General features: G+C 59.9%; 24 protein-coding genes. 14 read left to right on the forward strand and 10 right to left on the reverse strand.

Going from position 1 to position 23,551, the window contains the following annotated elements:
• Nucleotides 1-17 precede the first annotated feature (17 nt).
• The 6 genes from NW845_RS00845 (at nt 18) to NW845_RS00870 (ending at nt 6,422) form a co-directional block, all read left to right on the forward strand.
• Complete coding sequence (locus tag NW845_RS00845) at nt 18-665, forward strand: hypothetical protein (protein ID WP_414362490.1); 648 nt, start codon at nt 18-20, stop codon at nt 663-665.
• 1,433 nt (nt 666-2,098) lie between these two features.
• On the forward strand, nt 2,099-3,850 hold the full coding sequence (locus NW845_RS00850; RefSeq protein ID WP_414376337.1) for a helicase HerA domain-containing protein: 1,752 nt from the start codon (nt 2,099-2,101) through the stop codon (nt 3,848-3,850).
• A gap of 109 nt (nt 3,851-3,959) precedes the next feature.
• Nucleotides 3,960-4,844 (forward strand): hypothetical protein, encoded by an 885-nt coding sequence (locus tag NW845_RS00855; protein ID WP_414376340.1) that lies wholly within the window; start codon nt 3,960-3,962, stop codon nt 4,842-4,844.
• A 92-nt stretch (nt 4,845-4,936) separates the two neighbouring features.
• A complete protein-coding gene (locus tag NW845_RS00860) occupies nt 4,937-5,206 on the forward strand; it encodes a hypothetical protein (protein WP_414376343.1) in 270 nt (89 codons plus the stop codon).
• A 33-nt stretch (nt 5,207-5,239) separates the two neighbouring features.
• Nucleotides 5,240-5,974 carry an energy-coupling factor ABC transporter ATP-binding protein gene (locus NW845_RS00865; protein WP_414364377.1) on the forward strand — a complete coding sequence of 245 codons (735 nt, stop codon included), beginning with the start codon at nt 5,240-5,242 and terminating at the stop codon, nt 5,972-5,974.
• Between the two features lie 235 nt (nt 5,975-6,209).
• Nucleotides 6,210-6,422 carry a CP12 domain-containing protein gene (locus NW845_RS00870; protein WP_414371825.1) on the forward strand — a complete coding sequence of 71 codons (213 nt, stop codon included), beginning with the start codon at nt 6,210-6,212 and terminating at the stop codon, nt 6,420-6,422.
• A 48-nt stretch (nt 6,423-6,470) separates the two neighbouring features.
• Here NW845_RS00870 and NW845_RS00875 read toward each other — a convergent pair whose 3' ends face one another.
• From NW845_RS00875 to msrB, 3 genes are all read right to left on the reverse strand, one after another.
• Nucleotides 6,471-6,635, reverse strand: a complete 165-nt coding sequence (locus NW845_RS00875; protein WP_414371894.1) for a hypothetical protein — start codon at nt 6,633-6,635, stop codon at nt 6,471-6,473.
• Between the two features lie 175 nt (nt 6,636-6,810).
• A complete protein-coding gene (locus NW845_RS00880; RefSeq protein ID WP_414364372.1) occupies nt 6,811-7,614 on the reverse strand; it encodes an FTR1 family iron permease in 804 nt (267 codons plus the stop codon).
• A gap of 49 nt (nt 7,615-7,663) precedes the next feature.
• Nucleotides 7,664-8,074 carry a peptide-methionine (R)-S-oxide reductase MsrB gene (gene msrB / locus NW845_RS00885; protein WP_414376346.1) on the reverse strand — a complete coding sequence of 137 codons (411 nt, stop codon included), beginning with the start codon at nt 8,072-8,074 and terminating at the stop codon, nt 7,664-7,666.
• Between the two features lie 208 nt (nt 8,075-8,282).
• On the opposite strand from msrB, the gene ndhN reads away from it, so the two are divergent.
• From ndhN to NW845_RS00900, 3 genes are all read left to right on the forward strand, one after another.
• Nucleotides 8,283-8,726, forward strand: a complete 444-nt coding sequence (ndhN, locus tag NW845_RS00890) for an NAD(P)H-quinone oxidoreductase subunit N (protein ID WP_414364400.1) — start codon at nt 8,283-8,285, stop codon at nt 8,724-8,726.
• Nucleotides 8,727-8,820: 94 nt separating this feature from the next.
• Nucleotides 8,821-9,825 (forward strand): LdpA C-terminal domain-containing domain, encoded by a 1,005-nt coding sequence (locus NW845_RS00895; protein ID WP_414376348.1) that lies wholly within the window; start codon nt 8,821-8,823, stop codon nt 9,823-9,825.
• A gap of 15 nt (nt 9,826-9,840) precedes the next feature.
• Entirely contained in the window at nt 9,841-11,742 is a 1,902-nt protein-coding gene (locus tag NW845_RS00900; protein WP_414376350.1) for a R3H domain-containing nucleic acid-binding protein, read from the forward strand.
• A gap of 16 nt (nt 11,743-11,758) precedes the next feature.
• On the opposite strand, the gene NW845_RS00905 is transcribed toward NW845_RS00900, so the two are convergent.
• The gene (locus NW845_RS00905; RefSeq protein WP_414364366.1) at nt 11,759-12,661 is read right to left on the reverse strand and encodes a 4-hydroxybenzoate solanesyltransferase; all 903 of its coding nucleotides are present in this window, start codon (nt 12,659-12,661) and stop codon (nt 11,759-11,761) included.
• Between the two features lie 275 nt (nt 12,662-12,936).
• Here NW845_RS00905 and NW845_RS00910 point away from each other — a divergent pair, with 275 nt between their 5' ends.
• Nucleotides 12,937-13,668, forward strand: a complete 732-nt coding sequence (locus tag NW845_RS00910; protein WP_414364363.1) for a response regulator — start codon at nt 12,937-12,939, stop codon at nt 13,666-13,668.
• Here the strand turns inward: NW845_RS00910 and NW845_RS00915 are convergent.
• The 3 genes from NW845_RS00915 to NW845_RS00925 all read right to left on the reverse strand — a co-directional run bounded on the left by NW845_RS00915 (nt 13,665) and on the right by NW845_RS00925 (nt 16,785).
• Nucleotides 13,665-15,002, reverse strand: coding sequence for a CCA tRNA nucleotidyltransferase (locus tag NW845_RS00915; protein WP_414376353.1), 1,338 nt, complete (start codon nt 15,000-15,002; stop codon nt 13,665-13,667). The genes NW845_RS00910 and NW845_RS00915 overlap by 4 nt on opposite strands.
• A 132-nt stretch (nt 15,003-15,134) precedes the next feature.
• The gene (gene hemH / locus NW845_RS00920) at nt 15,135-16,160 is read right to left on the reverse strand and encodes a ferrochelatase (protein WP_414371832.1); all 1,026 of its coding nucleotides are present in this window, start codon (nt 16,158-16,160) and stop codon (nt 15,135-15,137) included.
• A 169-nt stretch (nt 16,161-16,329) separates the two neighbouring features.
• Entirely contained in the window at nt 16,330-16,785 is a 456-nt protein-coding gene (locus NW845_RS00925) for a hypothetical protein (protein ID WP_414376356.1), read from the reverse strand.
• A 246-nt stretch (nt 16,786-17,031) separates the two neighbouring features.
• Between NW845_RS00925 and NW845_RS00930 the strand changes: the two genes are divergently transcribed.
• From NW845_RS00930 to NW845_RS00945, 4 genes are all read left to right on the forward strand, one after another.
• The gene (locus NW845_RS00930; RefSeq protein ID WP_414376359.1) at nt 17,032-17,523 is read left to right on the forward strand and encodes a Tic20 family protein; all 492 of its coding nucleotides are present in this window, start codon (nt 17,032-17,034) and stop codon (nt 17,521-17,523) included.
• Between the two features lie 93 nt (nt 17,524-17,616).
• Nucleotides 17,617-18,138, forward strand: a complete 522-nt coding sequence (gene moaC / locus NW845_RS00935; protein ID WP_414376361.1) for a cyclic pyranopterin monophosphate synthase MoaC — start codon at nt 17,617-17,619, stop codon at nt 18,136-18,138.
• A gap of 1 nt (nt 18,139) precedes the next feature.
• Entirely contained in the window at nt 18,140-19,978 is a 1,839-nt protein-coding gene (locus NW845_RS00940; RefSeq protein ID WP_414376362.1) for a hypothetical protein, read from the forward strand.
• Nucleotides 19,972-20,967 (forward strand): alpha-E domain-containing protein, encoded by a 996-nt coding sequence (locus tag NW845_RS00945; protein ID WP_414376365.1) that lies wholly within the window; start codon nt 19,972-19,974, stop codon nt 20,965-20,967. Before NW845_RS00940 ends, NW845_RS00945 begins: the two co-directional genes overlap by 7 nt.
• 45 nt (nt 20,968-21,012) lie before the next feature.
• On the opposite strand, the gene NW845_RS00950 is transcribed toward NW845_RS00945, so the two are convergent.
• The 3 genes from NW845_RS00950 to NW845_RS00960 all read right to left on the reverse strand — a co-directional run bounded on the left by NW845_RS00950 (nt 21,013) and on the right by NW845_RS00960 (nt 23,542).
• On the reverse strand, nt 21,013-21,636 hold the full coding sequence (locus NW845_RS00950) for a cofactor assembly of complex C subunit B (protein WP_414365906.1): 624 nt from the start codon (nt 21,634-21,636) through the stop codon (nt 21,013-21,015).
• Between the two features lie 96 nt (nt 21,637-21,732).
• A complete protein-coding gene (locus NW845_RS00955; RefSeq protein WP_414365907.1) occupies nt 21,733-22,269 on the reverse strand; it encodes a thermonuclease family protein in 537 nt (178 codons plus the stop codon).
• Between the two features lie 118 nt (nt 22,270-22,387).
• The gene (locus NW845_RS00960; RefSeq protein WP_414376368.1) at nt 22,388-23,542 is read right to left on the reverse strand and encodes a homocysteine biosynthesis protein; all 1,155 of its coding nucleotides are present in this window, start codon (nt 23,540-23,542) and stop codon (nt 22,388-22,390) included.
• Nucleotides 23,543-23,551: the final 9 nt, after the last annotated feature.

Genomic DNA, 23,551 nt, shown 5'->3' on the forward strand with positions numbered 1-23,551 from the left:
AGTTGGAGAGTGAGAAGATGACCTCTTTGTTGCCCAAGAGCGAAATTTTGCTCTGGAAGCTTCTGCTAACGGGGGAAGAACCGGCCAAGTCCCAGCTGAAGCCAAAGCACAGCGCCAAGGAGCTCAAGCTGCTGGAGGAAAGGGGCCTCATTGAATACAAGACCACAGTTGAAAAGGGAAGGAAAGTAGCTCGGCTTGCACTAACTGACAAGGCCTGGGACTGGGCCTCCACCACACCTCCAACAGCCATTGCCCGTTCCAAGTCACCGGAGGCAGCAGTTGTTTTGCAAAAGGTCTTGGAAATTTTGGTGGACTACGTGCAGCGGGAGAGCGTTCCCTTGGCCCATGTCCTCAAGCCAGCCGGCTCTGGCCAACCTCCTTCCGATTTTGGCCAAGCGAAAGTCGATCCCGCCTTCCTCGAGAAGGTCTTTCAAACTTGTGAGGAGATGGGAGGACGCCACTCCCGGGTTTACCTATCAGATCTGCGCCAAAGATTTCCCCAGGTGCCACGCCAGCAATTGGATCAGGCTCTTGTGGCTTTAGATCGCCAGACCAAGATTGTATTGATGCCTATTGACGATCCCTTATCTATCACTCCCGCAATCGAGGCAGCAGCCATTACCCTCTCCGGCGCCAAAAGATACTTTCTGCGAATTAGGAGTTAAGCATGCAGAGTGCAGAAGAACAACAAAAGGCCCTTGAGGCTCTCAGGGAAGTTGATTTTGATTGGACGGTTCACCTGAAGAAAATCTGGCAGCCACCAGAGTTTGACGTTCCCGATCTTCATCGAGAAGCTAGAGAGCGGCTATTTGAGCGGCTGGAGAAGTTGATCCAATCCCCCCAAAGCGAGTCTCCGCTGGGGATCCCTGTTGTCGGCAGCGGCGGTACTGGGAAGACCCACCTGCTCAGGGTATTGAGACAGCGCTGCTTTGAAAGGGGCGTGGAATTTGTCCTGGTGGACATGACAGATGTGAAAGATTTCTGGAAAACGGTAGTTCAAGGGTACCTTACATCCTTGATGCAGGAAGAGCCAGATGGAAGAAGCCAGTTAAGAAAGGTTCTCGATCAAATCTTCCTGAAAGCCCTGGCCAGCCCTAAGAAGGCAGAAGAGATTGCTAAATTTCCTCCTGACCTCTTGGTCAGAGTTGTCAATCGAGTTCTGCAATGGCTGTTTACTCAAGATAAGAGTAACACACTTAAGTATCAAGACTGTGTGCGGGCCATGATTTTGGCCAACTCTGCCGACTTTGCCATGGCTGCAGCCGGAATTAGCTGGATAGAGGGCCTAGGTGTAGATGATCCGGAGACGAAGCAAAGGTTTGGCTTTGTCTCGCCAGGCTTAACTCCCAGCGAGATCGTCGCGGGGCTTTCTTGGCTCATGAGCCTGCGGGGACCCACTGTAGTTGCTTTGGATCAGCTGGATCCAATCATTATGCAATTTCATATAGCTTCAGAAGAATCAGGGGCAGAAGCAAAGACTACAGAAAACATTGTTCACAGCATTGGGGGCGGTCTTATTGCGCTACGAGATTATCTCTCTCGATCTCTTGTGGTTGTCTCCTGCCTAGAAAGCTCTTGGGAAATCCTAGCAAAGACGGCTATTTCTACGTTTTCAGGTCGCTTTGAGTCCCATTTGCTCTTTACGCTTACGCTTCTTCCCTCTCCAGATACTGCTGAGGCTGTTGTTGTCCCTCGCTTAGAAAAAGCCTATCGCAAGGTTGGCTTTACCCCTCCCTATTCCTCCTACCCCTTTAAGCCGGAGTTTTTTAAAAGCAATGAATTTCTGTCTCCTCGAGAGCTTTTGCGAAAATGCCATGATCACAGGGAGAGCTGCTTGAAAGAAGGGAAAGTTATCGAGTTAGGAGCCTCCGGTTCTCCTCTTACTGCTTCAAGTGCTCCTCTGCAGGAATTGGATCGCGAGTTTGAGAGGTTTAAGCAAAATGCTAATATCTCTCCATATTTACAGGAAAACAAAGATGAGCCATGGAAAGAACTTTTGACTTCTGTATGTCACTTTCTCGTTTGGCAAGAAAAGTTGCCCGCCAGCATCGGTACCCAAATTGAAACGGATTTCCCTGGAGCCAAAAGCTTTTCCCAGATGCATTCTCGTTTGCGCCTAATCTTCCATGAGGCCAACGAGCGAGAAAAGCACCTTTGTCTGATAGCCATCCAGTCAGGTAATCCCAAGGCCTTCCAGGCCCGCTTGGGAGCCGCCAAGACAGCCGCCGGGATCGATCCGGCCCTGCGATCTCGCAAGCTGGTGGTGGTGCGCACCATACCAGTGCCCAGAGGCCCGGTAAGCCAACAATTGTGGCAGAGTTTTCTTGCGGAGGGCGGGATCCACTGGCAGCCCAGCGAAAGGGAAATCAGGGTTCTGCTGGCCCTAGAACAGCTCAAATCCAGGCCCGGTTTTACGGACTGGCTGGCCGAGCGGCAACCCCTTGCCCAACTGGCAGCCGCCGAGCCTGATTCGGGTTTGGCCAAGATCCTCGCCTGGCTGAAGGAAGGGATCCCTGGGCAGGAAACTCCAAAAGGGGATTTCTCACTTTCTAGGGTAGAGAACGGCAAGGCCCCTCAAGCCAAGCAGGATCTGCACCTGACAGGTTTGTTTGTCGGGCGGCGTTGGGTGGCCAACCGAGAAGGGGAGCCGGTCTTTCTGCCCGTCCCAGAGCTGGTGCGGCACACCGTGATCCTGGCCGGCAGCGGCTCCGGGAAAACGGTGCTTTTGCGACGCATCGTGGAGGAGGCAGCTTTGCAAGGGATCCCTTCCATCGTTATCGATGCTGCCAACGACTTGGCCCGCCTGGGGGATCCCTGGCCTGCTGCCCCCCAAGGCTGGACAGAGGAAGACCAGGCCAAGGCAGAGCGCTACTTTGCCCAAACCGAAGTGGTGATTTGGACCCCTGGGCTGGCAGCAGGTAACCCCCTCACCCTCGCCCCCCTGCCGGACTTTGCTGCGCTGGCTGACGATCCTGAAGAGCTGGATCAGGCCGTCGACATCGCCTGGGGCACCCTTCAGGAAATCGTGGCCCCCGGCAAGACTGTCAGCGACCAACTGAAGCGGGGAGTTCTCAGGGCAGCTTTGAAGTACTTTGCCACCCACCAGCCCGGATCCCTGGCCGAGTTTGCCGAGTTCCTGGCAGATCTGCCCCCAGAAGCAGGAGCCGATATCAGCAAGGCTCCGCAACTGGCCCTGCAGATGGCCAATCTCCTCAAGGCTGCCATGGTCAACAACAAGCTGCTCAGTCAAAGCGGCACGGCGTTGGATCCGGCCAGCCTGTTGGGGCTGGGCGCAGGCTATGGCAAAACCCGCGTGTCGGTCATCAACCTGGTGGGTCTTCCTACCCTGGGCGAACAGCAGCAATTTGTAAACCAACTGGCCATGGCGCTGTTTGCCTGGATCAAGAAAAACCCCGCTCCGCCGGAAGCGCCAGTGCGCGGGCTGTTGGCCATCGACGAGGCCAAAGACTTTGTGCCCTCCCAGGGGACTACCCCCTGCAAGCAGAGCCTGCTGCGCCTAGCCGCCCAAGCGCGCAAATACGGCCTGGGCCTCATTTTTGCCACCCAGGCTCCCAAAAGCATCGACCACAACATTATTGCCAACTGCTCCACCCAGTTCTTTGGCCGGGTCACGTCGCCAGCGGCTATCGAGGTGGTGCGCGAGCAAATTGCCCAGAGAGGAGGAAGCGGCGAGGATGTAGCGATCCTGAAGGTGGGGCAATTCTACCTCTCCTCGCAGCAGCTTCACCCGCCCTGCAAAGTCCAAACTCCCTGGTGCCTGTCTTTCCACGCCCCTACCCCTCTAAGCGAAGCTGAGGTGATCCAGCGCTCTCAAGGCAGCCAATCCTAGATCCTGCTTGGCGCCCTGCTCTGGAACGGTTGCCCCTTCCCCCAGCTAGTAGTTGGCAAGGATCTGGACGGGAGTTATGCTCCCTTAAGACGTTGGCCGGGAAGGGGCAATGGGATCAGTCAAAAGACAAGCTCGGATTTTGCTCTTGCTGGCAATTGGGGCTTGGCTGAGCTGGGGGACACTGGTTTGGTCTGCCCCCTCCTGTAGGGAGCGGGAGCTGCGCTTGCTGCGGCAAATCCTGGCCGCGCTGGGCCGTCCCCAGGTGGCGGTGGAAGAGGTGGCTCTGTTCGATACGGATCAATGTCTGGTTCAGTTGGTATTGGATCGCCGCGGGCTGAGCGGATCCCTGCCGCCGGAGATTGGCCAATTCCACCGCCTGCGGGCCTTGTCCCTCAGTTACAACCAGCTTTCTGGCCCCATCCCCGCCGAGCTGGGGCAACTGAGCGAGTTGGAAAACCTGTTTCTGGACTATAATCAGTTCTCCGGCCCCATTCCGCCGGAGCTAGGGCAACTGCACAAGCTGCGGGGGTTGTTTTTGGATCACAACCAGCTCTCCGGGCCTATTCCTGCCGAGCTGGGGCAGCTCAGCCGCCTAGAAAACCTCAGTTTGCAAAACAACCAGCTCAGCGGCGCAATTCCCAGCCAACTGGGCCAGATGAGCTCCCTGAGGGGCCTGTTTTTGGATCGCAACCAACTCTCTGGGCCTATTCCGCCCCAACTGGGGCAACTGCGCCACCTGGAGAATCTGTACCTGTCGGACAACCGCCTCAGCGGATCCCTGCCGCCAGAGCTAGCCCAACTCAAGCAATTACGGGATCTGCGCCTGGCCCGTAACCAGCTCACAGGCGAGCTGCCCGGCTTTTTGGCAGGACTGCCGCGGCTGGAACGGCTCCACATCGAGGGCAACCCTGGCCTCTGCCTGCCGGCGGCCCTGTCGAGTTGGTTTGCCGGTCTCAATCCAGGGGATCCTCCTTCCGCTCGCCCCTGCCCCTAGCACTGGGATCTGGGTTTGCCGGCCTCCAGGTCTTCCGCCGACCTGCGATACTGGGATCAGGTGTCCACGGCCCACTACGCGAACGGTCAGCCATGTATATCTTGGAATTGCTTTTAAAAGGGAATCCCGCCCCCATCGTCGTCCACCAAAAAGAGGAGGAGGCGGCCAACCGCGCCTATCAGAGTGTGGTTGAAGCTCTTCGCAACGGATCCCCTCAAAGCTTGGAGCTGACCTGTGACCGCACTGGCAAAAAGGTGTTCCTGCTCACCGGCGAGCTGTGTGGCGTGCAAATGACCACCAAGTCGGGTGGCGCTGGTGCCCCAGGAACGCGTCCCGGCTTTTTGGCGCAGTTGCAGGGTTGAGAGCAGCTCTTCGGGTCTTCGCAAGGGATCCTCATGTCTGAGAGGGGGACAGAGTCCTTTCGCGGTGGCAAGAGGGAGTCCCCGCCGGCCATTCGGGTGGAGGGCCTAACCTTTGCCTGGCCGGAGCGTCCCCCGGTTCTGCGAGAGTGCAGCTTTGTCATTCCCAAAGGCCAGTTGTGGATGCTGCTGGGGCCTAACGGCAGCGGCAAGTCCACCCTATTGCAACTGTTGTCCGGATCCCTCACCCATCCTCAGCCCCTAGCCGGCCACTTGGAGGTGCGCGGGCGGCTGGGCCACGTGTTTCAAAACCCGGATCACCAACTGTTTATGCCGACGGTAGGGGCAGATGTCGCCTTTGGCTTGGGGGCAGAGCCCCTCACGTTGGAAGAGATTGCCGAGCGGGTAGAAACGGCCTTGGAGCAGGTGGGCTTGCGGCACTTGATCCGCCGGCCCATCCACGGCCTCAGCGGTGGACAGAAGCAACGGGTGGCGGTGGCTGGGGCCCTGGCCCGGCACTGTGAAGTTCTGCTGTTGGACGAGCCAACGGCCTTGCTGGATCCCGAGAGCCAGGCGGAGTTGCTGCGCTGCATCCGCCGCCTGGTGGATCAAGAGGGGATCACCGCCCTCTGGGTCACCCATCGGCTGGCCGAGCTGGAATGGGCGGACGGAGTAATTTTCCTCTCCGAAGGACGGGTGCGCTATCAGGGATCCCCAGAGCAGGTGCGGCAACAGCTTGGACAACTGTTTGGCGCCTTCAGGTCTCACTGATCCCGAAGAGATCGCAAAAGGGTGGCTGCAACCCCCTGCGGTCGCTGCTTAGAATGGTAATGTATCCACAGCGCTCGATAGGTCGGCAGCAGGTCATCATCCTGGACTTATCTACCCTGCGGAGTGGCAGGTTTCTGCCTGTTAATCCGTGAGTGCGCTAGATCCCTGCGGATCGGCGTCAGCAGATTATACCTGTGGGCCCCTGGCCCCATCTCGTTGAAAGGAGCTTGAGCATATGGGACTGTCTGAAGTCATTGCCAAAGAGCTGGAAAACGCCCGCAAGATCTGCGATGAGTACGGCGAAGGGGATCCCCACTGCCGTGCTGCTTGGGATGTTGTTGAAGAAGTGCTGGCAGCCCGCAGCCACCAGCCCAAAACTCCCAGCAGCCTTGAGCAGCACTGCGCCGAAAACCCAGACGCCGTTGAGTGCCGGGTTTACGACACCTGATTTCAGGTAACCCCGCAGAGTAAACTTCCCCCGACTTTAGTCGGGGGCTTAGCAATAACGCGAGTGGTAAAATCTGCATCCCTTTCCCAGCCACAGGCCGGGTTGACACAAGCAAAAACCCTTTCCTTCCCGTTGGCCAAGCCACAAACACTGGTGGCAGGTCTGTGAGCGATAGGCAGGCGGCACCACCACAACCTTGACCTCTGCCCTCATTGCCTTGTACTGCACAAACTGCCTCAACAGGTAGAACGCCCCTCGCGCTAGCGGGCCGTAGGCCTCACTATTCGACCGCCGCCGTTCTGTCTGGCTGCACGGCTATTGGCTGACACACCCCCGCTCGCGCCAGCGGGCTGTAGGTCTCTGTCGCATCCAGCTTTGCAGAAGTTTCTCACGGAGAAAGGTTTTGAGCAGAATCAGCTCGCAGCCATTGCCTCATCCACAAGACAAAGGCCGTTCCCAGCAGCACCAGTTGCGGGATCAGCGTCTGCCAAGTGGGATACAGACCCAACCAGCGCAGCTTCGGGATCCCGGATAAGGGGGTCATCGGAAGCCAGCCCGCCACTTGCAAAGCGTGGAGGCCGCTGCCCAGGAACTTAAAGCCCAAGTAAAAAATCAGCAGGCTTAAACCCCGGAAAAAAGCCCCCAAGGGCAGCTTCAGCCCCACCTGCAGCAGCAAAATCGCCATTCCCACCAGCAGCAGGGATCCCAGACCGATCCCCAGCCAGAGATCTTCTGCCGCCAGGGAAGGGGCCAATCCCACATAAAACAACACCGTTTCCGCCCCTTCGCGAAACACCGCTGTAAAGGCCAGGAAAGCGAGGGAAAAGACCTGGCCGGTGGCGAGCGCTGCCTGGGCTTGTTCTTGCACAAAGGTTTGCCAGGAGGCAATGGCAGCCCGCTGGTGCAGCCAGAGGCTGACCGAAAACAGCAAACCTGCCGCCACCAGCCCCGTGATCCCTTCCAGCACCTCTTGGCGGGTGTGGGTCAGCAACTGCTGGAAAAACAACTTCACCAGCAAGGCAAGCATCACCGCTGCCAGCAGACCCATGGATCCTCCCAGCCAAACCCAGCGCTGTTGGGCTGACTGCCCACTTTTGCGCAGAAGGGCCAGCAAAGCCACCAGCACCAAGAGTGCCTCCAGACCCTCCCGCAGCAAGATCGAGGCAGCATCCAAAAAGGTGTAGTCCGACATCAGTTCACCCAGGCAGGCTGCCCAATTCTAGCGTTGCCTGAGAAAAGGCTCAGGTAGTGGTGGGAATGAACTTGAGAGCAGCAGAGTTGATGCAGTAGCGCAAACCCGTTGGTGGGGGACCGTCCCGAAACACGTGTCCCAAGTGTCCCCCACAGTTGGAGCAGTGAACCTCTGTGCGAGGCACGAACAATTTCCAATCCGTCTTGGTACCGATCACCTCCGGAGCAACCGGCTCCCAGAAACTGGGCCAGCCAGTGCCACTGTCGTATTTGGCTGCCGAGGAAAAGAGCTCCTGCCCACAGCCCGCGCAGACATAGATCCCTGGGGCCTTATTGTCGTAGTAGGCGTTGCGGAAGGGGGGCTCGGTTCCCTCTTGGCGCAGCACGTAGTACTGTTCTTCAGTAAGCAGCTCACGCCACTCGGCGTCGCTCTTGGTTACGGGATAGGTTGGTTGAGCCATTGTCTGTTGCTCTCCTGTTGTTCTCAATTCTAACGCCTCTTTATGCCTTCCTCCCCTCCTCCGGCAAGTAGGGGGAGGCCGGGGTGCTTCTATGAGTTCCATCGGTAACTTCTATCCTCGCCTGGGGGCCTACTCCCGCTACAATGGGCACGGGCAAGGCTGGTCTCGAGATCCTAGACTCTCAACTCTGAGGAAGACGGAGTGCTTTATGTTGCTGGTGGGCTCAGGTGCCAAGTTTGTGCAACAGCTCGAGCAATGCGGGGCTTTGGCCATGTTTGTCACCCCGGAAGGGGGATCCGAAGGGCATTACCTGCGGCGGCTGCGCGGGGCCGGCTACGAGGTAGTCACCCTGTCCAGCAAGGGGATTGGGGATTTGGTCAGTTATCTGACGTCCAGCCATGGGGTGCGGCCTGCCACGCTGGGCAAATCGCAGCGGCGTACCTATTTCTACCCCTCGTTGATCGAGCAGTACCGTGCCACCTTGCCCCCAAAGGCTAAGGGATTGGTGTTTTGGTTTTATGAGGGGCATGTGCTCAGCCGGCAAGAGCTCTCCTACCTGGTGAAGCTGAGCCAAGAAGATAAGGGCGTGAAATTTGTGGTGGAGCTGGGTCGAGAGCGGTCAATTCGCTGGCAACCTCTGCAGAGTGCCTGAGGATCTGCCCAGATGCCTCGAAAATTCTTTGCTACCATCTCAAGTAGGCGGCCTGCAGCCCAGACTCCCATCCTGCCGGTGGCTTTCCGTGTCTGTGACCTTGCCGAACGTCTCGCTGCAACAGGGTACTTGGTTTAAGCTAATCTGTGGCGCAAGTTTCCACCACTTGCCGTCGATTCGAGAGCTCTCTTTTCTCTACACGCTGGCCGGTGCCGATTGCATTGACGTTGCCGCCGATCCGGCCATTGTGCAAGCTGCCCAACAAGGGATCCGGCGGGCCCAGGCGGAGGATCCCCAGGTGGGATCCCCCTGGTTGATGGTCAGCGTCAACGACGGCGAAGATGTGCATTTTCGTAAGGCGGTGCTGGTGGATCCCGTCTGTCCTGCCGACTGTCCGCAGCCCTGCCTAGCTGTTTGTCCACCCCACGCCTTGATCCGGGCAGGCGCTTCCACCCAAGTCCACATCCGGGCAGAGCTCTGTTACGGCTGTGGCCGCTGTGAGCCAGTGTGTCCCCACCAGCGCATTGCCACCCAGGGCTATCAGGTTGCGGCGGCGGAGATCCTGCCGTCCTTGCTAGAGCTGGGGGTTGAGGCGGTGGAAATCCACACCCGTATTGGTCGGCAAAGTCAATTCGCGCAATTGTGGGGATCCCTAAAGCCCTGGCTGCGGCGGCTGCGGGCCGTCTCGATTAGCTTTAACGATGGCCCCGGTTTGGAGGCTTATTTACGGGATCTGCTGGCCTTGATGGATCCCCTGCCGGAGGTGTTGATCTGGCAGGTGGATGGCCGGCCCATGAGTGGAGACATTGGAGCTGGCACCAGCAAGGCCACCCTAAAGTTGGCCCGCAAGGTGTTGGATATGGGCCTGCCTGGCTATGTGCAACTAGCAGGAGGAACCAATGGGCAAACGGTGTCGCTGTTGGATCCCTGTTGGCCGGTGGCGGGTGTGGCCTTCGGCAGCTATGCGCGACAGTTGGTGGCCGCCTATTTGGAGGGGGGATCTGGATTGGCAGGCGGGATCCCATTGGCCAAACAGTTGGTGCAGCAAGTGAAGCGACGAGCGGTGGCCCCCAGACAAACCTGTTTTTCCGGTGTTTAACAACGTTGCTTAACCATGAGTTTCTCAGTACAGCCCTTCAACCCGTCGGCGAATCTGGAAAGTGCTCCGCACCGCCTAAGCAATCGCACCCCTTTTCTTGGCCAAGTCCACTACAACGACGATTTGAACAAGCTTCTGGATGTTCTGCCCGCCCCCATTCGCCAGCGCCTGGAGCAGCATCCCCAGTTGGATCAGTTGGTGGAGGTGGTGCTGGATTTGGGCCGCCGCCCGGAAGCCCGCTTCCCCGGCTTTGCCGATTACCTCTCGGAGGAGGTAGTCACCCGCGCCGACCTGGATCTGGTCATCAGCCAAGTGGGAGAGTTTAGCGGCGACAACCGGGCTGGCATTGCCTCAACTCTGCACCGGATCAGCGCCATTCGCAACCGCCAGGGCACGATCATCGGCCTCACCTGTCGGGTAGGGCGTTGCGTTATCGGCGTCATCAGCATGATCCGCGATTTGGTAGAGCAGGGCCGCTCGATGCTGTTGCTGGGCCGCCCAGGGGTGGGCAAAACCACCGCCCTACGGGAAATTGCCCGCGTGCTGGCGGACGAGCTGCACAAACGGGTCATCATCATCGACACCTCCAACGAAATTGCCGGTGATGGCGACGTGCCCCATCCAGGGATTGGCCGGGCCAGGCGCATGCAGGTGGCCAGTCCGGAGCTGCAGCACAAGGTGATGATCGAGGCGGTGGAAAACCACATGCCGGAAGTGGTGGTGATCGACGAGATTGGCACCGAGTTGGAGGCTCTGGCCTCCCGCACCATTGCCGAACGGGGGGTGCAACTGGTGGCCACTGCCCACGGCAACCGCATCGACAACCTAATCAAAAACCCCACCCTTTCGGATCTCATAGGCGGGATCCAATCCGTCACGCTGGGAGACGAAGAGGCGCGGCGGCGGGGCTGCCAGAAGAGTGTCCTGGAGCGCAAAGCCCCCCCCACGTTTGAGATTGCGGTGGAGATGCTGGAGCGGGATCGCTGGGTCATCCACGAAGATGTGGCGGCCACTGTGGATCGCCTCCTGCGCAACCGCGAGCCACTGGTGCAACTGCGCAGCCTGGACGAACGTGGCCAAGTGGTGATCGAGCGCCCCACCCTGTCTGGCCCCCAGTGGCCCCCCCCTGCCGGCAGCACCCCGTCCCCGACGCGGGAGCGAGGGGGATGGCACCGTTCTGGGCGGATGGAAGCTTTGCCCTTAGAACCCAGCGAGACTCGTTTGCGCCAGCCTGGTGAATCTGGCTCGCCCTCGGCCAAAGGGGAGGAATCCGTCCCGCCAGCAGCAGCGGGATCCCGTCCTGAGCCGCAAGTTATGGCCAGCCCCAAGGCAGAGTCCAGGTCTGAGGAGGAAGAGGATGCCGACTGGGAGGAACCTGCGGCAGCGGCCCTGGCAGAACGGCAACGGGGCCTGGATGGGCTGCTGAGGATCTATCCCTACGGGGTTAGTCGCTTCCACCTGGAGCAGGTGATCCAAACTTTGAAGCTGTCGGCGGATGTCACCAAAGACCTGGATGAGGCCGATATTGTTTTGGCTTTGCGATCCCAGGTGCGCAGCCGCTCCAAGATCCAGCAACTGGCCCACGCCCGCCAGATCCCGATTCACACCGTCAAGGCCAATACTCTGATCGCCCTTGCCCGCGCCCTGCGTCACATCCTCAACATCGAAAGCGAGGACGGCTCTGATTCTGACCTGGAGCTGTTCATTCGGGCCAGCTCGGGCGACGAAACGGAAGCCTTGGAGGAGGCCCGCCTGGCGGTGGAGCAGATCGTCATTCCCAAGTCCCAGCCGGTGGAATTGCTGCCCCGCTCCCCTCTAATCCGCAAGCTGCAGCACCAGTTGGTGGAGCACTATCACCTGCGGGCCCAGAGCTTTGGCGAAGAGCCCAACCGTCGCCTGCGCATCTATCCCAACTAGCTCCAGCCAGGGTTCCTCAGGCCAGCAGGGATCCAGCGATCATCCCTGCCAAGAGAATGAAGCCCTGGAGGACGTTTTGGCCGAAGATGGCCATGTAGAGAGTGGGAGGGGGATTGACCTGGTGGAGCTGCCAGGTTTGCCGGCCCCAGAGGGCGGCGGCAACTGCCAAGCTGAGGAAATAGACCGCGTGCAACTGCAGGCTGATCCCCACCCCTAAGAGGGCAAGGGCGGCGCCCAAGAAAAATAGCCCCACCGCCGTCGGCGTCTGTCGCCCAAAAAAGCGGGCGCTGGAGTGGATCCCGGCCCGCTCGTCGTCCTCCCGATCCGATAGGGCATAGACCGTATCAAACCCTAATGTCCACAACACCGTGGCCAGCCACAGCCAGCCCAGCCCCTCCTCCCACAGGGGCTTCTGGGGATCCTGGCCGCTCACCGCCGTCCAACTGATGAGCACGGCAAATCCCCAAGCCAGGGCTAGCACCAGTTGGGGCACCGGGAACACCCGCTTGGCCCCCGGATAGAGCAGGATCACCGGCACCGCCGCCACGCAGAGGGCAAAGCTGACCGGGTTGAGAAAAAGCGCCAGCCCCGCCGCACAGGCCAAGGTCAGCAGCGCCATCACGATGCCGACGGCAACGGTCAATTCGCGGCTGGCCAGGGGGCGGTTGCGGGTGCGCTCCACCAAGGGATCCAAATCCCGATCCCAGAGGTCGTTGATCACACAGCCTGCCCCGCTGGTGGCTAAGCTGCCCAAAACCAGGATCCCAACCAGCGGCCAAGGCGGCGTTCCCCGTCCGGCCAGAAAAGCCCCCCACAAAGCCGGGATCATCAAAATCAACCGCCCTGCCGGCTTGTGCCAGCGCAACAGCCGTAAAATCGCTCCGCCAGTGGCCCAGAGGGCAGAAGGAGGGGCAGACATAGCCAGATCAAAAGAGGGCCAGTTGCCAAGGGGAATGGGGCTCCGCACCGATCTTAAATCATCCTGAACTGCCCTACCCTGGAACCCTTGTCGCCTCCCTCGCCGTCTTTCCTTTTTGGCCAGCATTTGGCTCCTCTTTTCCCCCTATTGGCCAGCCTGAGAAGTTTGATATCCTAGCGGGGGGCTGCTGTTGAGGATGATGAACTTTGCTCCTTTTCCTCTGTGAGGCCGTTCGCGCAAACGAGACGGAGTCTGCCATGCAAGCAACCCTTTCCATGACCAGTCAACTTCCCCAAGTTCAAGTCAAGGAAGCTTCTCCCCTGCTGGAGACTCTGCTAGTGGTGGATGATGAGGACGCAATTCGAGAAACCGTTGCCCTTGCCCTTGAAGAACAAGGATACCGAGTTTTGCAAGCAGTGGACGGTCGAGAAGCGCTAGAGCTGGTGCATACAGCCGAGCGGCTGGACTTGATGATCCTCGATCTAATGCTGCCCAGTTTGAATGGCTTGGATCTATGCCGTCTGTTGCGTAGGGAGGGTAACACCCTCCCCATTTTGATGCTGACAGCCAAAAGCAGCGAGACCGACCGGGTGATGGGCCTGGAGCTGGGGGCCGACGACTACCTAACTAAGCCTTTTGGGATGCGGGAGCTGATTGCCCGCTGTCGCTCCGTGTTGCGCCGTCGGCAGCAGGCCTACGCCAGCGAGGCCATGGTGCTCCGCTACGGGGATATTTGCATGTTTACCCAGGAGTGCCGGGTGTTGGTGCGGGGGGTGGAGGTGAGTCTCTCGCCCAAGGAGTTTCGCCTGTTGGAGCTGTTCATGTCCAATCCCCGCCGCGTTTGGACGCGGGAACAGCTTCTGGAGCGGGTTTGGGGATCCGACTTCATGGGCGACAGCAAGACCGTGGATGTCCACATCCGCTGGCTGCGGGAAAAGCTGGAGGTGGATCCCAGCAACCCAGAGTATTTGGTGACAGTGCGCGGATTCGGCTATCGCTTCGGCTAGGTTTGGGAGCTTCTCTCGCGCCAGCGGCGGGCAAAGGAAAGGGCTTCGGCACGGGTTTGGATCTGACCCGAAGCCTGGGCTTCCTGGAGATCTTGCAATAACTGGCCCACCCAAGGTCCGGGTTTAGCACCCAAGCTGTGCAGCAGGTCGCGGCCATCCAGCAAGGGCACCAAATGGGCCAGGGGATCCTGGGGATCTTCGTAGCGCTGCAGCCAGGACTCTATCTTTTGGGGGCTGCTGCCGGTCGCTGCCGCCAGCAGGGCTAGGCCGCCGAAGAGGGATCCCGCCTGGTGATAGAGCCGCCACTGTTGGCTGGGTGAGGGGGAGTGGGTTAGGAGCGGCTGGAACTGGGGCAGAAGCTGGTGCAGCTTTTGAATGGCCCGCATCTCTGCCCGGCTGAAGCGCAGCCGTTCCAGCTCAGCTTCCACCGTCTCGGCGGGGGTGCCCGCCGGATCCCACAGTAGGGCTGCCACCACCGTTGCCAAGAGGGCGCTGCGCCGATCCGCCAAAGGCTGGGCCAGCTCCGCCAGCGTGCGGGGATACTGGAGCTGCCAGATCTCGGCCCATTGCCACACCGCTTGGGCCTGGGCAAAGCCGGGGCTCTGGGGCGTTAGGCGGGGCAGCCAAGCCACCAGCAACCCTGCCGCCACTGCCGCTTGCAGGTGGGCCAGGCCCGGGATCCCCGTCTCCAACAAGGTCACCACCTCGGCCCGCACCCGTTCTGCCGCCACATTGGCCACAAGGGGGGCCCGCTGGCGAATCGCCTCTGCCGTGGCCGGATCCAGCGCAAACCCCAGTTGGGCTGCCTGGCGATAGGCCCGCAACAGCCGCACTGGATCGGCGCTGAGGTTGTCGGGGTGAACCATACGCAGGCACCCCTGGTCAATATCTGCCCGACCGCCCGTGGGATCCAACAGTTGCCCCTCCTGCAGCTCCAGGGCCAGGGCGTTGCAGGTGAAGTCCCGCTGCTGCAGATCCGCCTCCGGGGTGGGGCCCACCTGCAGGGCTACGTCCACCGTCGCCGCCGTGGGGGTGGAAGCCCCTCCTTGGCCCAGCACGATGCGGGCAATCTGTCGCTCCGCATCCAGCACCACAAAGCCGGCCTTCAGCCGCCGCGCCACCCCCGCTGCCCACCCCACGGGATCGGCTGGACACATTAAGTCCAGATCCAGCGCCGCCTTGGGGTCTCCAGCCTGGCCCCGCAGCCAAGCTAGGTAGGCATCCCGCAGGGATCCCCCCACCCAGTAACTCCCCTGGGGCAGCCACTCTTTGGGAAAGGGCAGCTGTTGGTAGAAATAGGTCAGCAGCCACTCGGTCAGCAGGGCTTTGCTCATCGATTGGGTATAGCGGGGAGACTTCCTAGATGGATTTGAAGGGCTAGGATCCCCAGGCTGCCCACAATGGCTTTGGGGGATTTGGCCCTTGCTTGCCCAGACCTGCTCGCGGCCTCGCCGGATCCCTTTTGCCTAACGCTCCAGCAGTGAGCCGCCCACCGCCGCCGGCGCAAACGCAGGCGCTGAAGTGAGCAGATGGGGCCGCACCAGCGCCACCAGGCCGGCAATAAACAGGGGATCGGCATTTAGCGCTGGCACGCGGCGAAACTCGCGGATCCCAGTCTGGTGGGCCAGCTCCCGATACTCGATGTCGATCTCCTGCAAAGTTTCGATGTGCTCCGACACAAAGCTAATCGGCACCACCAGCAGTTGCTTTACTCCCTGAGCGCCCAGTTCCGGGATCACTGTCTCGGTGTAGGGCTGCAGCCAGCGCACGGAGCCCACCCGACTTTGATAGGAGAGGGTGTAGCGATTGGGGCGCCCAACTTCCCGCCAGATGAGCCGGACACAGGCCTCCATCTCCTGCTGGTAGGGATCCCCGGCCTGGGTGACATAGCTTTCGGGAATGCCGTGGGCGCTAAAGAGCACGTGAACGCTTGCTGGATCTGCAAACGCATCCAACTGCTGCCGGATGGCCCTAGCCATGGCCTGGACATATTGGGGCTGATCGTACCAAGAGCAGATCTGGCGGCGCTCGATGCGAGCCAGCTCCGGATCCTCGGCCCAGAGGTGATCCAGGAGTTTGAAGCTGGAGCCGGTCGTGCTGATGGAATACTGCGGGTACAGGGGCAGCACCACCAGGCGGGTAATCCCGTCCGACTTGATCTGCTGCACCACGGACTCGATCAGCGGGTGCCAGTAGCGCATGGCCACATACACCGGCACATCGTAGCCCTCCGCCACCAGTTGGGCCTGCAGCTTTTGCGCCTGTTCAGCGGTGATGCGCCGCAGGGGGGATCCGCCCCCAATAGCCGCGTAGTTGCGCCGGGATTTGGGAGCTCGCAGCGTGGAGATAGCCCAGGCAAACGCCCCCTGCAAAAACGGAAAGGGTAGACGGATTAGCTCCGGATCGGCAAAGAGGTTGTAGAGAAAGGGCTGCACATCAGCCTGGGTCTCTGGTCCCCCCAAGTTCAGCAGGAGCACGCCGCTTTTGGACATAACAAAGCTCAATATCCTTCTCTATCCACTGTAGGCGGTCTTATCCCACCTCCGGAAAGTGGCCTTAAGTTTTTTGCAGCCCTTCTCATTAGTCCAACCCAACAGCCAAAAAGGGGATCCCAACTCACACTGGGATCCCTGCCGGCAGCACACCCTCCTTCCAGAGGATTTAGAACTCTCGACCGCGGTAGACCCGCTGCAGCGCCAGCTTGACGGGATAACGATCGAGATCGGCCAAGTTCAACTTCAGACGCAGCGTATTGAGCAGCCTCCAGTAGGGGGGCACAAAGACTCGTTCGGTGCCCAGTTCGGGGAAGGGCTCGCCCGCTGCTGTTTCCACCCAGCAGCCGCGGTAGCGAACCGGCTGAGCTCCCCTGTGAAGGGCGCGGAGAGGGTGGCCGGGATCGACCGTCAAGCCGCGAAACTGGATTGCCCCTGGACGAGAAGCTTGCCGGTAGCACAGGTAACGGGCCCAAAGCTGGGCCAGCCCCTCCGGCAAAGTCTCAGGACGAACGTGGAAGCGCTCCGGCAGCAGGCGGTCGTTGAAAAAGCCGACAAGTGCAGACCAAGCTTGCCAGAGAAAAGCTCCCAAGAGGCGAGCAAAGAGAGATGGCAAGATCTTCATGGCAGAGGCCAAAAATCACTGTGGGTGGGAATTGCTGTCGATTATATCAACCCCGATCCTGCAAGATGCTCATCCTAAACAGTTTCCCTCTCACTGGGAAGCAGAGGCGGGCTTGCGGCTAAGCGCGTTGAGCCAGCCAACTTCATCGACTACAATAAGCGCAATGCTTAGGTGCCGTTTAATAAATTCTGAAAGCGCACCAACAAGCAGACTCCAGAACCACTGCACTAAGGGGATCGACGGATTATGACCTGGCGCGGCGACATCACTCCCATGGATCGGCTGTGGGGATCCCTTCCCTACCTTTTGCCGTTGGTATCGGCTCTGCCCTTCGGCTTTGTGCCCTCTGGTTTGTTTCAATCTCTGCCAGGTTTGATCCCCATTTTTAGTCCGCTGCTGCGTTTGCTGCCTCTGGCCACGGGCTGGCTGGGCATGGGGCTGTTTTTTGCCCTACTCTTTTTCGTAATCCGCAACGGCCGCGTCGCCCATTTTGTTCGCTTCAACACGATGCAGGCGCTGCTGCTCAACATTGCCCTGTTTTTGGTGCAAGTGTTGATGCAGGTGTTCGCTATGCTCTTTGGCAGCCTTGGTTTGGCAGCGCTTGTTAGCATTTTGGCCACCACTGCCCTGCTTGGGGTAATCGCTGTCACCCTTTATGCTTGGGTGCAGAACGTGCGCGGTCACTATGCCGAGGTGCCGGTGCTCTCCGATGCCGCCTATGCTTGGATTCGCTACTAACAGTTCTCAAGTTGAGGGCTTGGTTGCTGATTTGACGACTTCACTGGAGCCTGAGCCGGCTGTTGCAGCTTTCAAGGATTGCAGGAGGCTGGGGTGCCGTCGGATTTGACCTCTGATGTTGGCCCAACCCTCACCCACCTGGACGCTTCCGGTCGGGTACAGAGGGTGGAAGTGGGACATCAGCCCCTGGCTGCCCGTTTGGCCACTGCCCAAGGGCAGGTACGTAGGCCAGAAAGGACTTTAGAGGCCATTTTGGCCAGTCAAGGGCCCAAAGGGAATGTGGTGGAAGCGGCTCGGCTGGCCGGGATCATGGCCGCCAAGCGCACTGCCGATCTGATCCCGCTGTGTCATCCTTTCCCCTTGACCAGCATCACCGTGGATCTGGATCCGGATCCCCACCTGCCCGGCTTTCTGATCACCGCTACGGCAAAAACCACAGCTCAGACCGGAGTGGAGATGGAGGCTTTGACGGCGGTTGCAGTGGCTGCCCTCACCCTGTACGACATGGCCAAGGCCTTGGAAAAGGCGATGGTGATCGAGAATATCCGCCTGTTGCGCAAGTATGGGGGAAGTTCCGGGCCTTCTGGGTTCGATCAGAATAGACCGTCCCAGTGAGATGTTGAAGAGGTTGCACCAACCGGGAGGGCTTATCGGGATCGCGCTGCTGGCCGGGGTGCTGGCACTGCTCTGGCCAATGCTGCAGCGGGGCTACCCCATCACCCATTCCACCCACTTCAATCTCAATTGGGCCTTCCAGTATCAGCGCCAGTTTTTCGGCGGGCAGTTTTACCCCCGCTGGCTGGAGTATTCCAACTTTGGCTATGGCAACCCCACCTTTGCCTTCTATCCGCCCCTGTGTATGGTGGCCACCCTGCCCTTTCGAGCCCTGGGGCTGGACATGCTCGGCTCTTTGGTGGCCAGCATGGGCCTAGCGATGGCGGTCTTGGGGCTGGGGCTGTACCTTCTGCTGCGGCAGGTGCTTCCTTGGGCTTTGGCGTTGGTCTTGGCCCTGCTGAGCATGGCCGGCCCCTATTGGCTGGTGGATATCTACCAAAGGGGAGCTATAGGGGAAGTGTGGGCCATTGCCGTCTCCCCCTGGGTTTTCTGGGCCTCGCTGCAGACGATCTGCCGGTTGCAGGCCCTTTGGCCGGTTGCGGCTTTGGCCTTGAGCTACGGCCTGCTGGCGCTGTCCCACCTGCCCACCTTGCTGGTGTTGACCCTGATTTGGCTGCCTCTGCCTTGGGTGGTGGGGGGAAGGGATCCCTTCTGGCCCAGGGTGGGGCGCTGCTACCTGGGGTTTGGGCTGGGGCTGGGGTGGACGGCGTTTTATCTGCTGCCGGCCTTTTGGGATCAGCGGCATGTCCAGGTGGATTTTGTCAACTTTGCCGACGAGTATACACCCCACCATCGTCTGATGGTGAGCGGGCTCATGCAGCTGCAGCCGCGCTGGACAGAGCACTGGTTTGAGAGCAACCTGGTGGGGTACTGGGTTTGGATGGCGGCGGTTCTGGGAGGGGTTGGGATCCTGGTTTTTCTAGAATGGCTGGCCCGCCGGTCGGGGAGGAGTTTCTCCTGCCAGGAAAGTGGCGCTGCCGAATCTCTTGCCAGAGCCACCCTGCTCTACAGCCTGGGAGCCAGCCTGGTGGCGCTGCTGATGATGACGGATCTGCTGGCTTGGCTCTACGAGTGGGTTTTGCCCCTGCGGCGGATTCAGTTCTCCTGGCGCTGGATGGCGGTGACGGCGGTAACCGTGCCTTGGCTAGTGGGATCTCTAGCTGGGTGGGGATGGGGGCACAAGCGCTGGCGGCTCCCTTTGCTGGTGGGGCTTGGCCTGGCCATGGCAGTCCAAACCTGGCAGGGCTTGCAACTGGTGTCCAAAGCCGGCTTTGATCCGCCGCTTGTCCAAACTTTTCAAGAACTCGCTGCAGCCAAGCAGTTCCCCAACGAGCCCCAAGAGCGGCCGGGCATTGCTTTCTTGCACATGCACTGGCGCTTTCCCGATGGGCTGGCGCTGGTGGATGCGCTGGAATACCGGCCCCGCCAGGCGACGCTGCCCATGCCGCCCCCACAGGTGGATCCGCTGCTGCAGTGGCAAGGCGAGGTAGAGGATCCGGCGGCGCGGCTCCAGGCGGAAGAGTGGCGCTACGGCTACCGTCGCTTTCGGGCGCTTAACCCCACCGGTCAGGAGCAAGCTGTAGTCTTGCGCACGTTTTACTACCCCGCCTGGCGGGTACAAATTGATGGACGGTTCAGAGCTGCTGAATACAACGAGCCAGGGCTGTTGCAAGTGCGGATCCCGCCGGGGGAGCACCGCGTGGAGGTGCGCTACTTGGGCACGGCGGCGGACTGGCTGGGCTGGATCCTGACCGGCGTGGCAGGAGTGCTGCTGGTGGAGCTGCGGCGGCTGCTCCGTCTGTTGGGGTTGAGGACAACAGAGGAGGCAACACCATGTTGAGTCGCGTGGCCGATTCCATCTACTGGCTCAACCGCTACGTGGAGCGGGCCGAGAACATTGCCCGTTTTATCGATGTCAACCTAAACCTCATCCTCGACTCACCTAGTGGCACAGCTCAGCAATGGGATCCCATCATCTTCACCACTGGGGATCAGGAGCTGTTTTACCAGCGCTACGGCCAGGCGACCCAGGAAACGGTGATCCAGTTTCTGGCTTTTGATAGGGATTATCCCAACTCGATTTTTTCCTGCTTGCGGCTGGCACGGGAAAATGCCCGCTCTGTGCGGGAGATCATTTCTTCGGAAATGTGGGAGCGGGTGAATCGCTTCTACTTAATGGTGAAGGAAGCTGCTCAACAGTGGCCGCATCTGAGCCAGCTCCACGATTTCTTCACGGAAGTCAAGCTGGCCAGCCATCTCTTTGCTGGGGTGATGGATGCCACCATGACCCACGGGGAGGGGTGGCACTTTGGACAAATCGGCCGCCTTTTGGAACGGGCCGACAAAACGGCTCGCATTCTGGATGTTAAGTATTTTATTTTGCTGCCTTCTGTACAGGATGTGGGCACGCCCCTGGATGAATTGCAGTGGATTGCTCTCCTAAAGTCGGCCAGCGCTTATGAAATGTATCGAAAATACAGCCGCCAACACCGCATTAACCCTAGAGAGGTGGCCTCTTTCCTGATTTTGGATCGGCAATTTCCCCGCTCCATTCAGTTTTGTCTCATTCACGCCGATCGCTCCCTACACCAGATTACTGGAACCCCTGCTGATACTTGGCGGGATCCCAGTGAGCGGACTTTGGGACGGCTGCGCTCTGAGCTGGATTATCTCACCATTGACGATATTATGGAGCAGGGCTTACACGAATTTCTCGACAAGTTGCAATTGCAAATGAATTACGTTGGCGATTGCATCTACGAAAGTTTCTTTGCCATTCGCCCTTTGCAGACGGCTGACCCCCCTCTGCTCCTGCAGCGCCAAGCTTAGCCGAAACCCCTCACCCCCAGCCCCTCTCCCAAAGGGAGAGGGGAGCTAGGCAAACAGGGTTTCTAGTTTGTCGGCAATGGCGGCAATCCAGGCTTGCTCCTGGCGGCTGAAGCTGCGGGGGGTGTCGCTGCCCAAGATGAGGCATCCCTTTTGGCCAATGGGCTGGCAGAGAACCGCCTGGGATCCGGGGGGCAGCAGGCCCTCGAACTCGGCGCGGGCCGGGAACAGTTTCAAATCCACCAGATAGACGGGCCGTCCGGTCTGCAACACCCGCTGCAAGACGCTCTGGGGCCGGATGGAGGGCAACTGGCCGGGGCTGGCCAGGATCCCCCGCTGCAGGAGGGTGCGCCCCTCCACCCAGATCACTACTGTGCGGGCAGCCGTGGTGCTAAGGAGCGTGTGGGAGGCCCAGGCCAGCTCCAGTTTTTCCCTCTCGGAAAGATCCGGATCCCAGTCACAGCCTGGACTCCCCTGTAGGGTAGATGCCTGGGGGGGACGGGGCTGGATCTGCTGCCACAGCAGGCCGGTCAAGATCAGAATGGCGCTGAGGAGGATCCCTAAGGCATCAGAGCGGGACTGGCTGGCCAGCAACTCCGGCGTAAACGCCAGCCGGTTAATGACCAGGAGGGTGCTGCCCAAAAGGCCGGTTACCAAAGGCAACCGCCTCACCCAGCGATTGGGATCCTGGGAAGCTGGAGTGGATTTGACCCTCAAAGCAGGGGTATCTGAGCGCTCGGTAAGTCCAGTCTAGAGCTATCCAAGACATCAGAGACGGCTCCAAATGCCAAGGCGCTCTTGGCGAGCTTTCTTTTCAAGGCCGCGGAAGTAGCTGTCGTATTTGATGTTGTGGCTGTAGGGGATGATGCGGGCCAGGCCGTTGCGCACGAGCATGGCGTTCATCTGCTGGCCCTCCAACCAGACGTAGGCCTCCACCAGGCCGGTGGCATCGACGTTGCGCAGCAGCTTATCCCCTTCCAGCTTGACGGTGCGGCGGAGGATGCGCTCGCGCATCAGCTCAGTAGCTTGCTGATAAAAGGGATCCTCCTCTGGGCGGAGGCCCTGGATGCCGGCCAAGCGGATTAGGCGCAGTTTCTGCTCCCCTTCGATTTGCACCACCAGCGTGTCGCCATTCACCACCCTCACCACCACTGCCGCGGGGTAGCGATCGAAATAGTGGTTGTCGAAGTAGAAGGGGGTGTCGGGCACCACTCGCCGCTCCCCCGATCCGTGGCCAGGAAGGACGGGCAGGGCCAGGAGCCATCCCAACACCGCCGAGCCAAAAGCAATACGCCGGAACCTCATCTTCTCCCCCTTGCGATCCCCTTCTCCCCTAGGGCGTAATGGTAGCGGCAACTCCCTGGAAGACAACCCCTTGCAAGGGATTCGGATCCAATGGCCAGTCTTGGAGATGGGGAGCCCTTTATGAATGAGGGTTCTGGGCGAGCAGCTCCCGATCTAGGGGCAGAGGGGCAACCGGCTGGGTGAGAGTAAACTGGCCGCTGACAATCCACTGTTTAAGGATCTCGGCAACTTGCATTGAGCGGCGCAGGCTGGCCAGGGGAGCAGTGCGCACCTTGCGGCCGTTGAGGGTGATGTGGCCGGATTTGAGCTGGGCATAGCTCACCAGGCCAAAGGTGGGCCGCACCCGCCGGGGGATAGAAAAGTCGATCACCGGCGCCACCAGTTCCTCATCCCGGACAGCAATGGACTCCAGATCGGCAGGGGAGAGGATGGGGATGGGGATCCCCACCCCCAACATCAAGCTGGGGCCGTAGTTGCGGAAGTAGCAGCCCCGCACCCATTCCGCTTGCATCTGTTTGGCGTCACCAATGAGGGCCAAGGTGGCTGCTGGGCCAATGGGGGTTTGGTTGGGCAGCCGTTTTTGCCGCGGGAAGTGTTGGGTGCCTTCCCAAGCTACATAGCCGATGCCCCCTCCTAGGAAGATGCGGCTACCGATCCCCACCCGGCGCAGGAGGGGGTCGTTGAGGAGGGGGGAGAGCTCACCTGGGTTGGAATAGACGGCATTGCCCAGGTTGGGTTCCAACAGGCCCAAATAGGTGTACAAGGGCCGATCCCCACCGTTGACGCCGACAATGAAGTTTTGGTAAGCGTTGCGAGGGTTGAACAAGTAGAACTGGTTCAGCTGATCCCGCGTCAGAGTGGTCTCGTAGTCGGCCCGGGGATAGCAGTCGGTTACCTGGCCAATGGCCCGCAGGTGCACCCGCTTGCCGGCCACCAGATCGGCGATGACGTGGCCGCCTCCATAGGGGTGCTCGGCTTGCTCACTGGGCTGGGCCGCCCCAATGTAGAGATCGACAGCCCCAAAGCCGGCATAGGCTGGCACCCCGTTCAACCAGGCTTGGCGAATCTTAATGGGCGGATCCGTATGGCCCAGGTTGAGGATTGCCCCTGACGACTCCATTGGCTCAAAGGTACCGGTGGTTACCACATCCACCTGCTCAAAAGCCTGCTCAATGCCCAGGGTGGCCAGCTTGGCTTTGGCCTCTAGGGCCGTCCACACCCGCACCTGGCCTTGGGCAATGCGCCGATTAATTTCTGCCAGCGTTCTCTCCATTGCCTCGCA

Source organism: Synechococcus sp. H60.2 (assembly GCF_047462315.1).
GTDB lineage: Bacteria > Cyanobacteriota > Cyanobacteriia > Thermostichales > Thermostichaceae > Thermostichus.

What these genes read in the sequence shown, in the direction of transcription:
- NW845_RS00845 (WP_414362490.1), top strand. Translation starts at nt 18, where the DNA reads ATGACCTCTTTGTTGCCCAAGAGCGAAATTTTGCTCTGGAAGCTTCTG.
- NW845_RS00850 (WP_414376337.1), top strand. Translation starts at nt 2,099, where the DNA reads ATGCATTCTCGTTTGCGCCTAATCTTCCATGAGGCCAACGAGCGAGAA.
- NW845_RS00855 (WP_414376340.1), top strand. Translation starts at nt 3,960, where the DNA reads ATGGGATCAGTCAAAAGACAAGCTCGGATTTTGCTCTTGCTGGCAATT.
- NW845_RS00860 (WP_414376343.1), top strand. Translation starts at nt 4,937, where the DNA reads ATGTATATCTTGGAATTGCTTTTAAAAGGGAATCCCGCCCCCATCGTC.
- NW845_RS00865 (WP_414364377.1), top strand. Translation starts at nt 5,240, where the DNA reads ATGTCTGAGAGGGGGACAGAGTCCTTTCGCGGTGGCAAGAGGGAGTCC.
- NW845_RS00870 (WP_414371825.1), top strand. Translation starts at nt 6,210, where the DNA reads ATGGGACTGTCTGAAGTCATTGCCAAAGAGCTGGAAAACGCCCGCAAG.
- NW845_RS00875 (WP_414371894.1), bottom strand. Translation starts at nt 6,635, where the DNA reads ATGAGGGCAGAGGTCAAGGTTGTGGTGGTGCCGCCTGCCTATCGCTCA.
- NW845_RS00880 (WP_414364372.1), bottom strand. Translation starts at nt 7,614, where the DNA reads ATGTCGGACTACACCTTTTTGGATGCTGCCTCGATCTTGCTGCGGGAG.
- msrB (WP_414376346.1), bottom strand. Translation starts at nt 8,074, where the DNA reads ATGGCTCAACCAACCTATCCCGTAACCAAGAGCGACGCCGAGTGGCGT.
- ndhN (WP_414364400.1), top strand. Translation starts at nt 8,283, where the DNA reads ATGTTGCTGGTGGGCTCAGGTGCCAAGTTTGTGCAACAGCTCGAGCAA.
- NW845_RS00900 (WP_414376350.1), top strand. Translation starts at nt 9,841, where the DNA reads ATGAGTTTCTCAGTACAGCCCTTCAACCCGTCGGCGAATCTGGAAAGT.
- NW845_RS00905 (WP_414364366.1), bottom strand. Translation starts at nt 12,661, where the DNA reads ATGTCTGCCCCTCCTTCTGCCCTCTGGGCCACTGGCGGAGCGATTTTA.
- NW845_RS00910 (WP_414364363.1), top strand. Translation starts at nt 12,937, where the DNA reads ATGACCAGTCAACTTCCCCAAGTTCAAGTCAAGGAAGCTTCTCCCCTG.
- NW845_RS00915 (WP_414376353.1), bottom strand. Translation starts at nt 15,002, where the DNA reads ATGAGCAAAGCCCTGCTGACCGAGTGGCTGCTGACCTATTTCTACCAA.
- hemH (WP_414371832.1), bottom strand. Translation starts at nt 16,160, where the DNA reads ATGTCCAAAAGCGGCGTGCTCCTGCTGAACTTGGGGGGACCAGAGACC.
- NW845_RS00925 (WP_414376356.1), bottom strand. Translation starts at nt 16,785, where the DNA reads ATGAAGATCTTGCCATCTCTCTTTGCTCGCCTCTTGGGAGCTTTTCTC.
- NW845_RS00930 (WP_414376359.1), top strand. Translation starts at nt 17,032, where the DNA reads ATGACCTGGCGCGGCGACATCACTCCCATGGATCGGCTGTGGGGATCC.
- NW845_RS00940 (WP_414376362.1), top strand. Translation starts at nt 18,140, where the DNA reads ATGTTGAAGAGGTTGCACCAACCGGGAGGGCTTATCGGGATCGCGCTG.
- NW845_RS00945 (WP_414376365.1), top strand. Translation starts at nt 19,972, where the DNA reads ATGTTGAGTCGCGTGGCCGATTCCATCTACTGGCTCAACCGCTACGTG.
- NW845_RS00955 (WP_414365907.1), bottom strand. Translation starts at nt 22,269, where the DNA reads ATGAGGTTCCGGCGTATTGCTTTTGGCTCGGCGGTGTTGGGATGGCTC.
- NW845_RS00960 (WP_414376368.1), bottom strand. Translation starts at nt 23,542, where the DNA reads ATGGAGAGAACGCTGGCAGAAATTAATCGGCGCATTGCCCAAGGCCAG.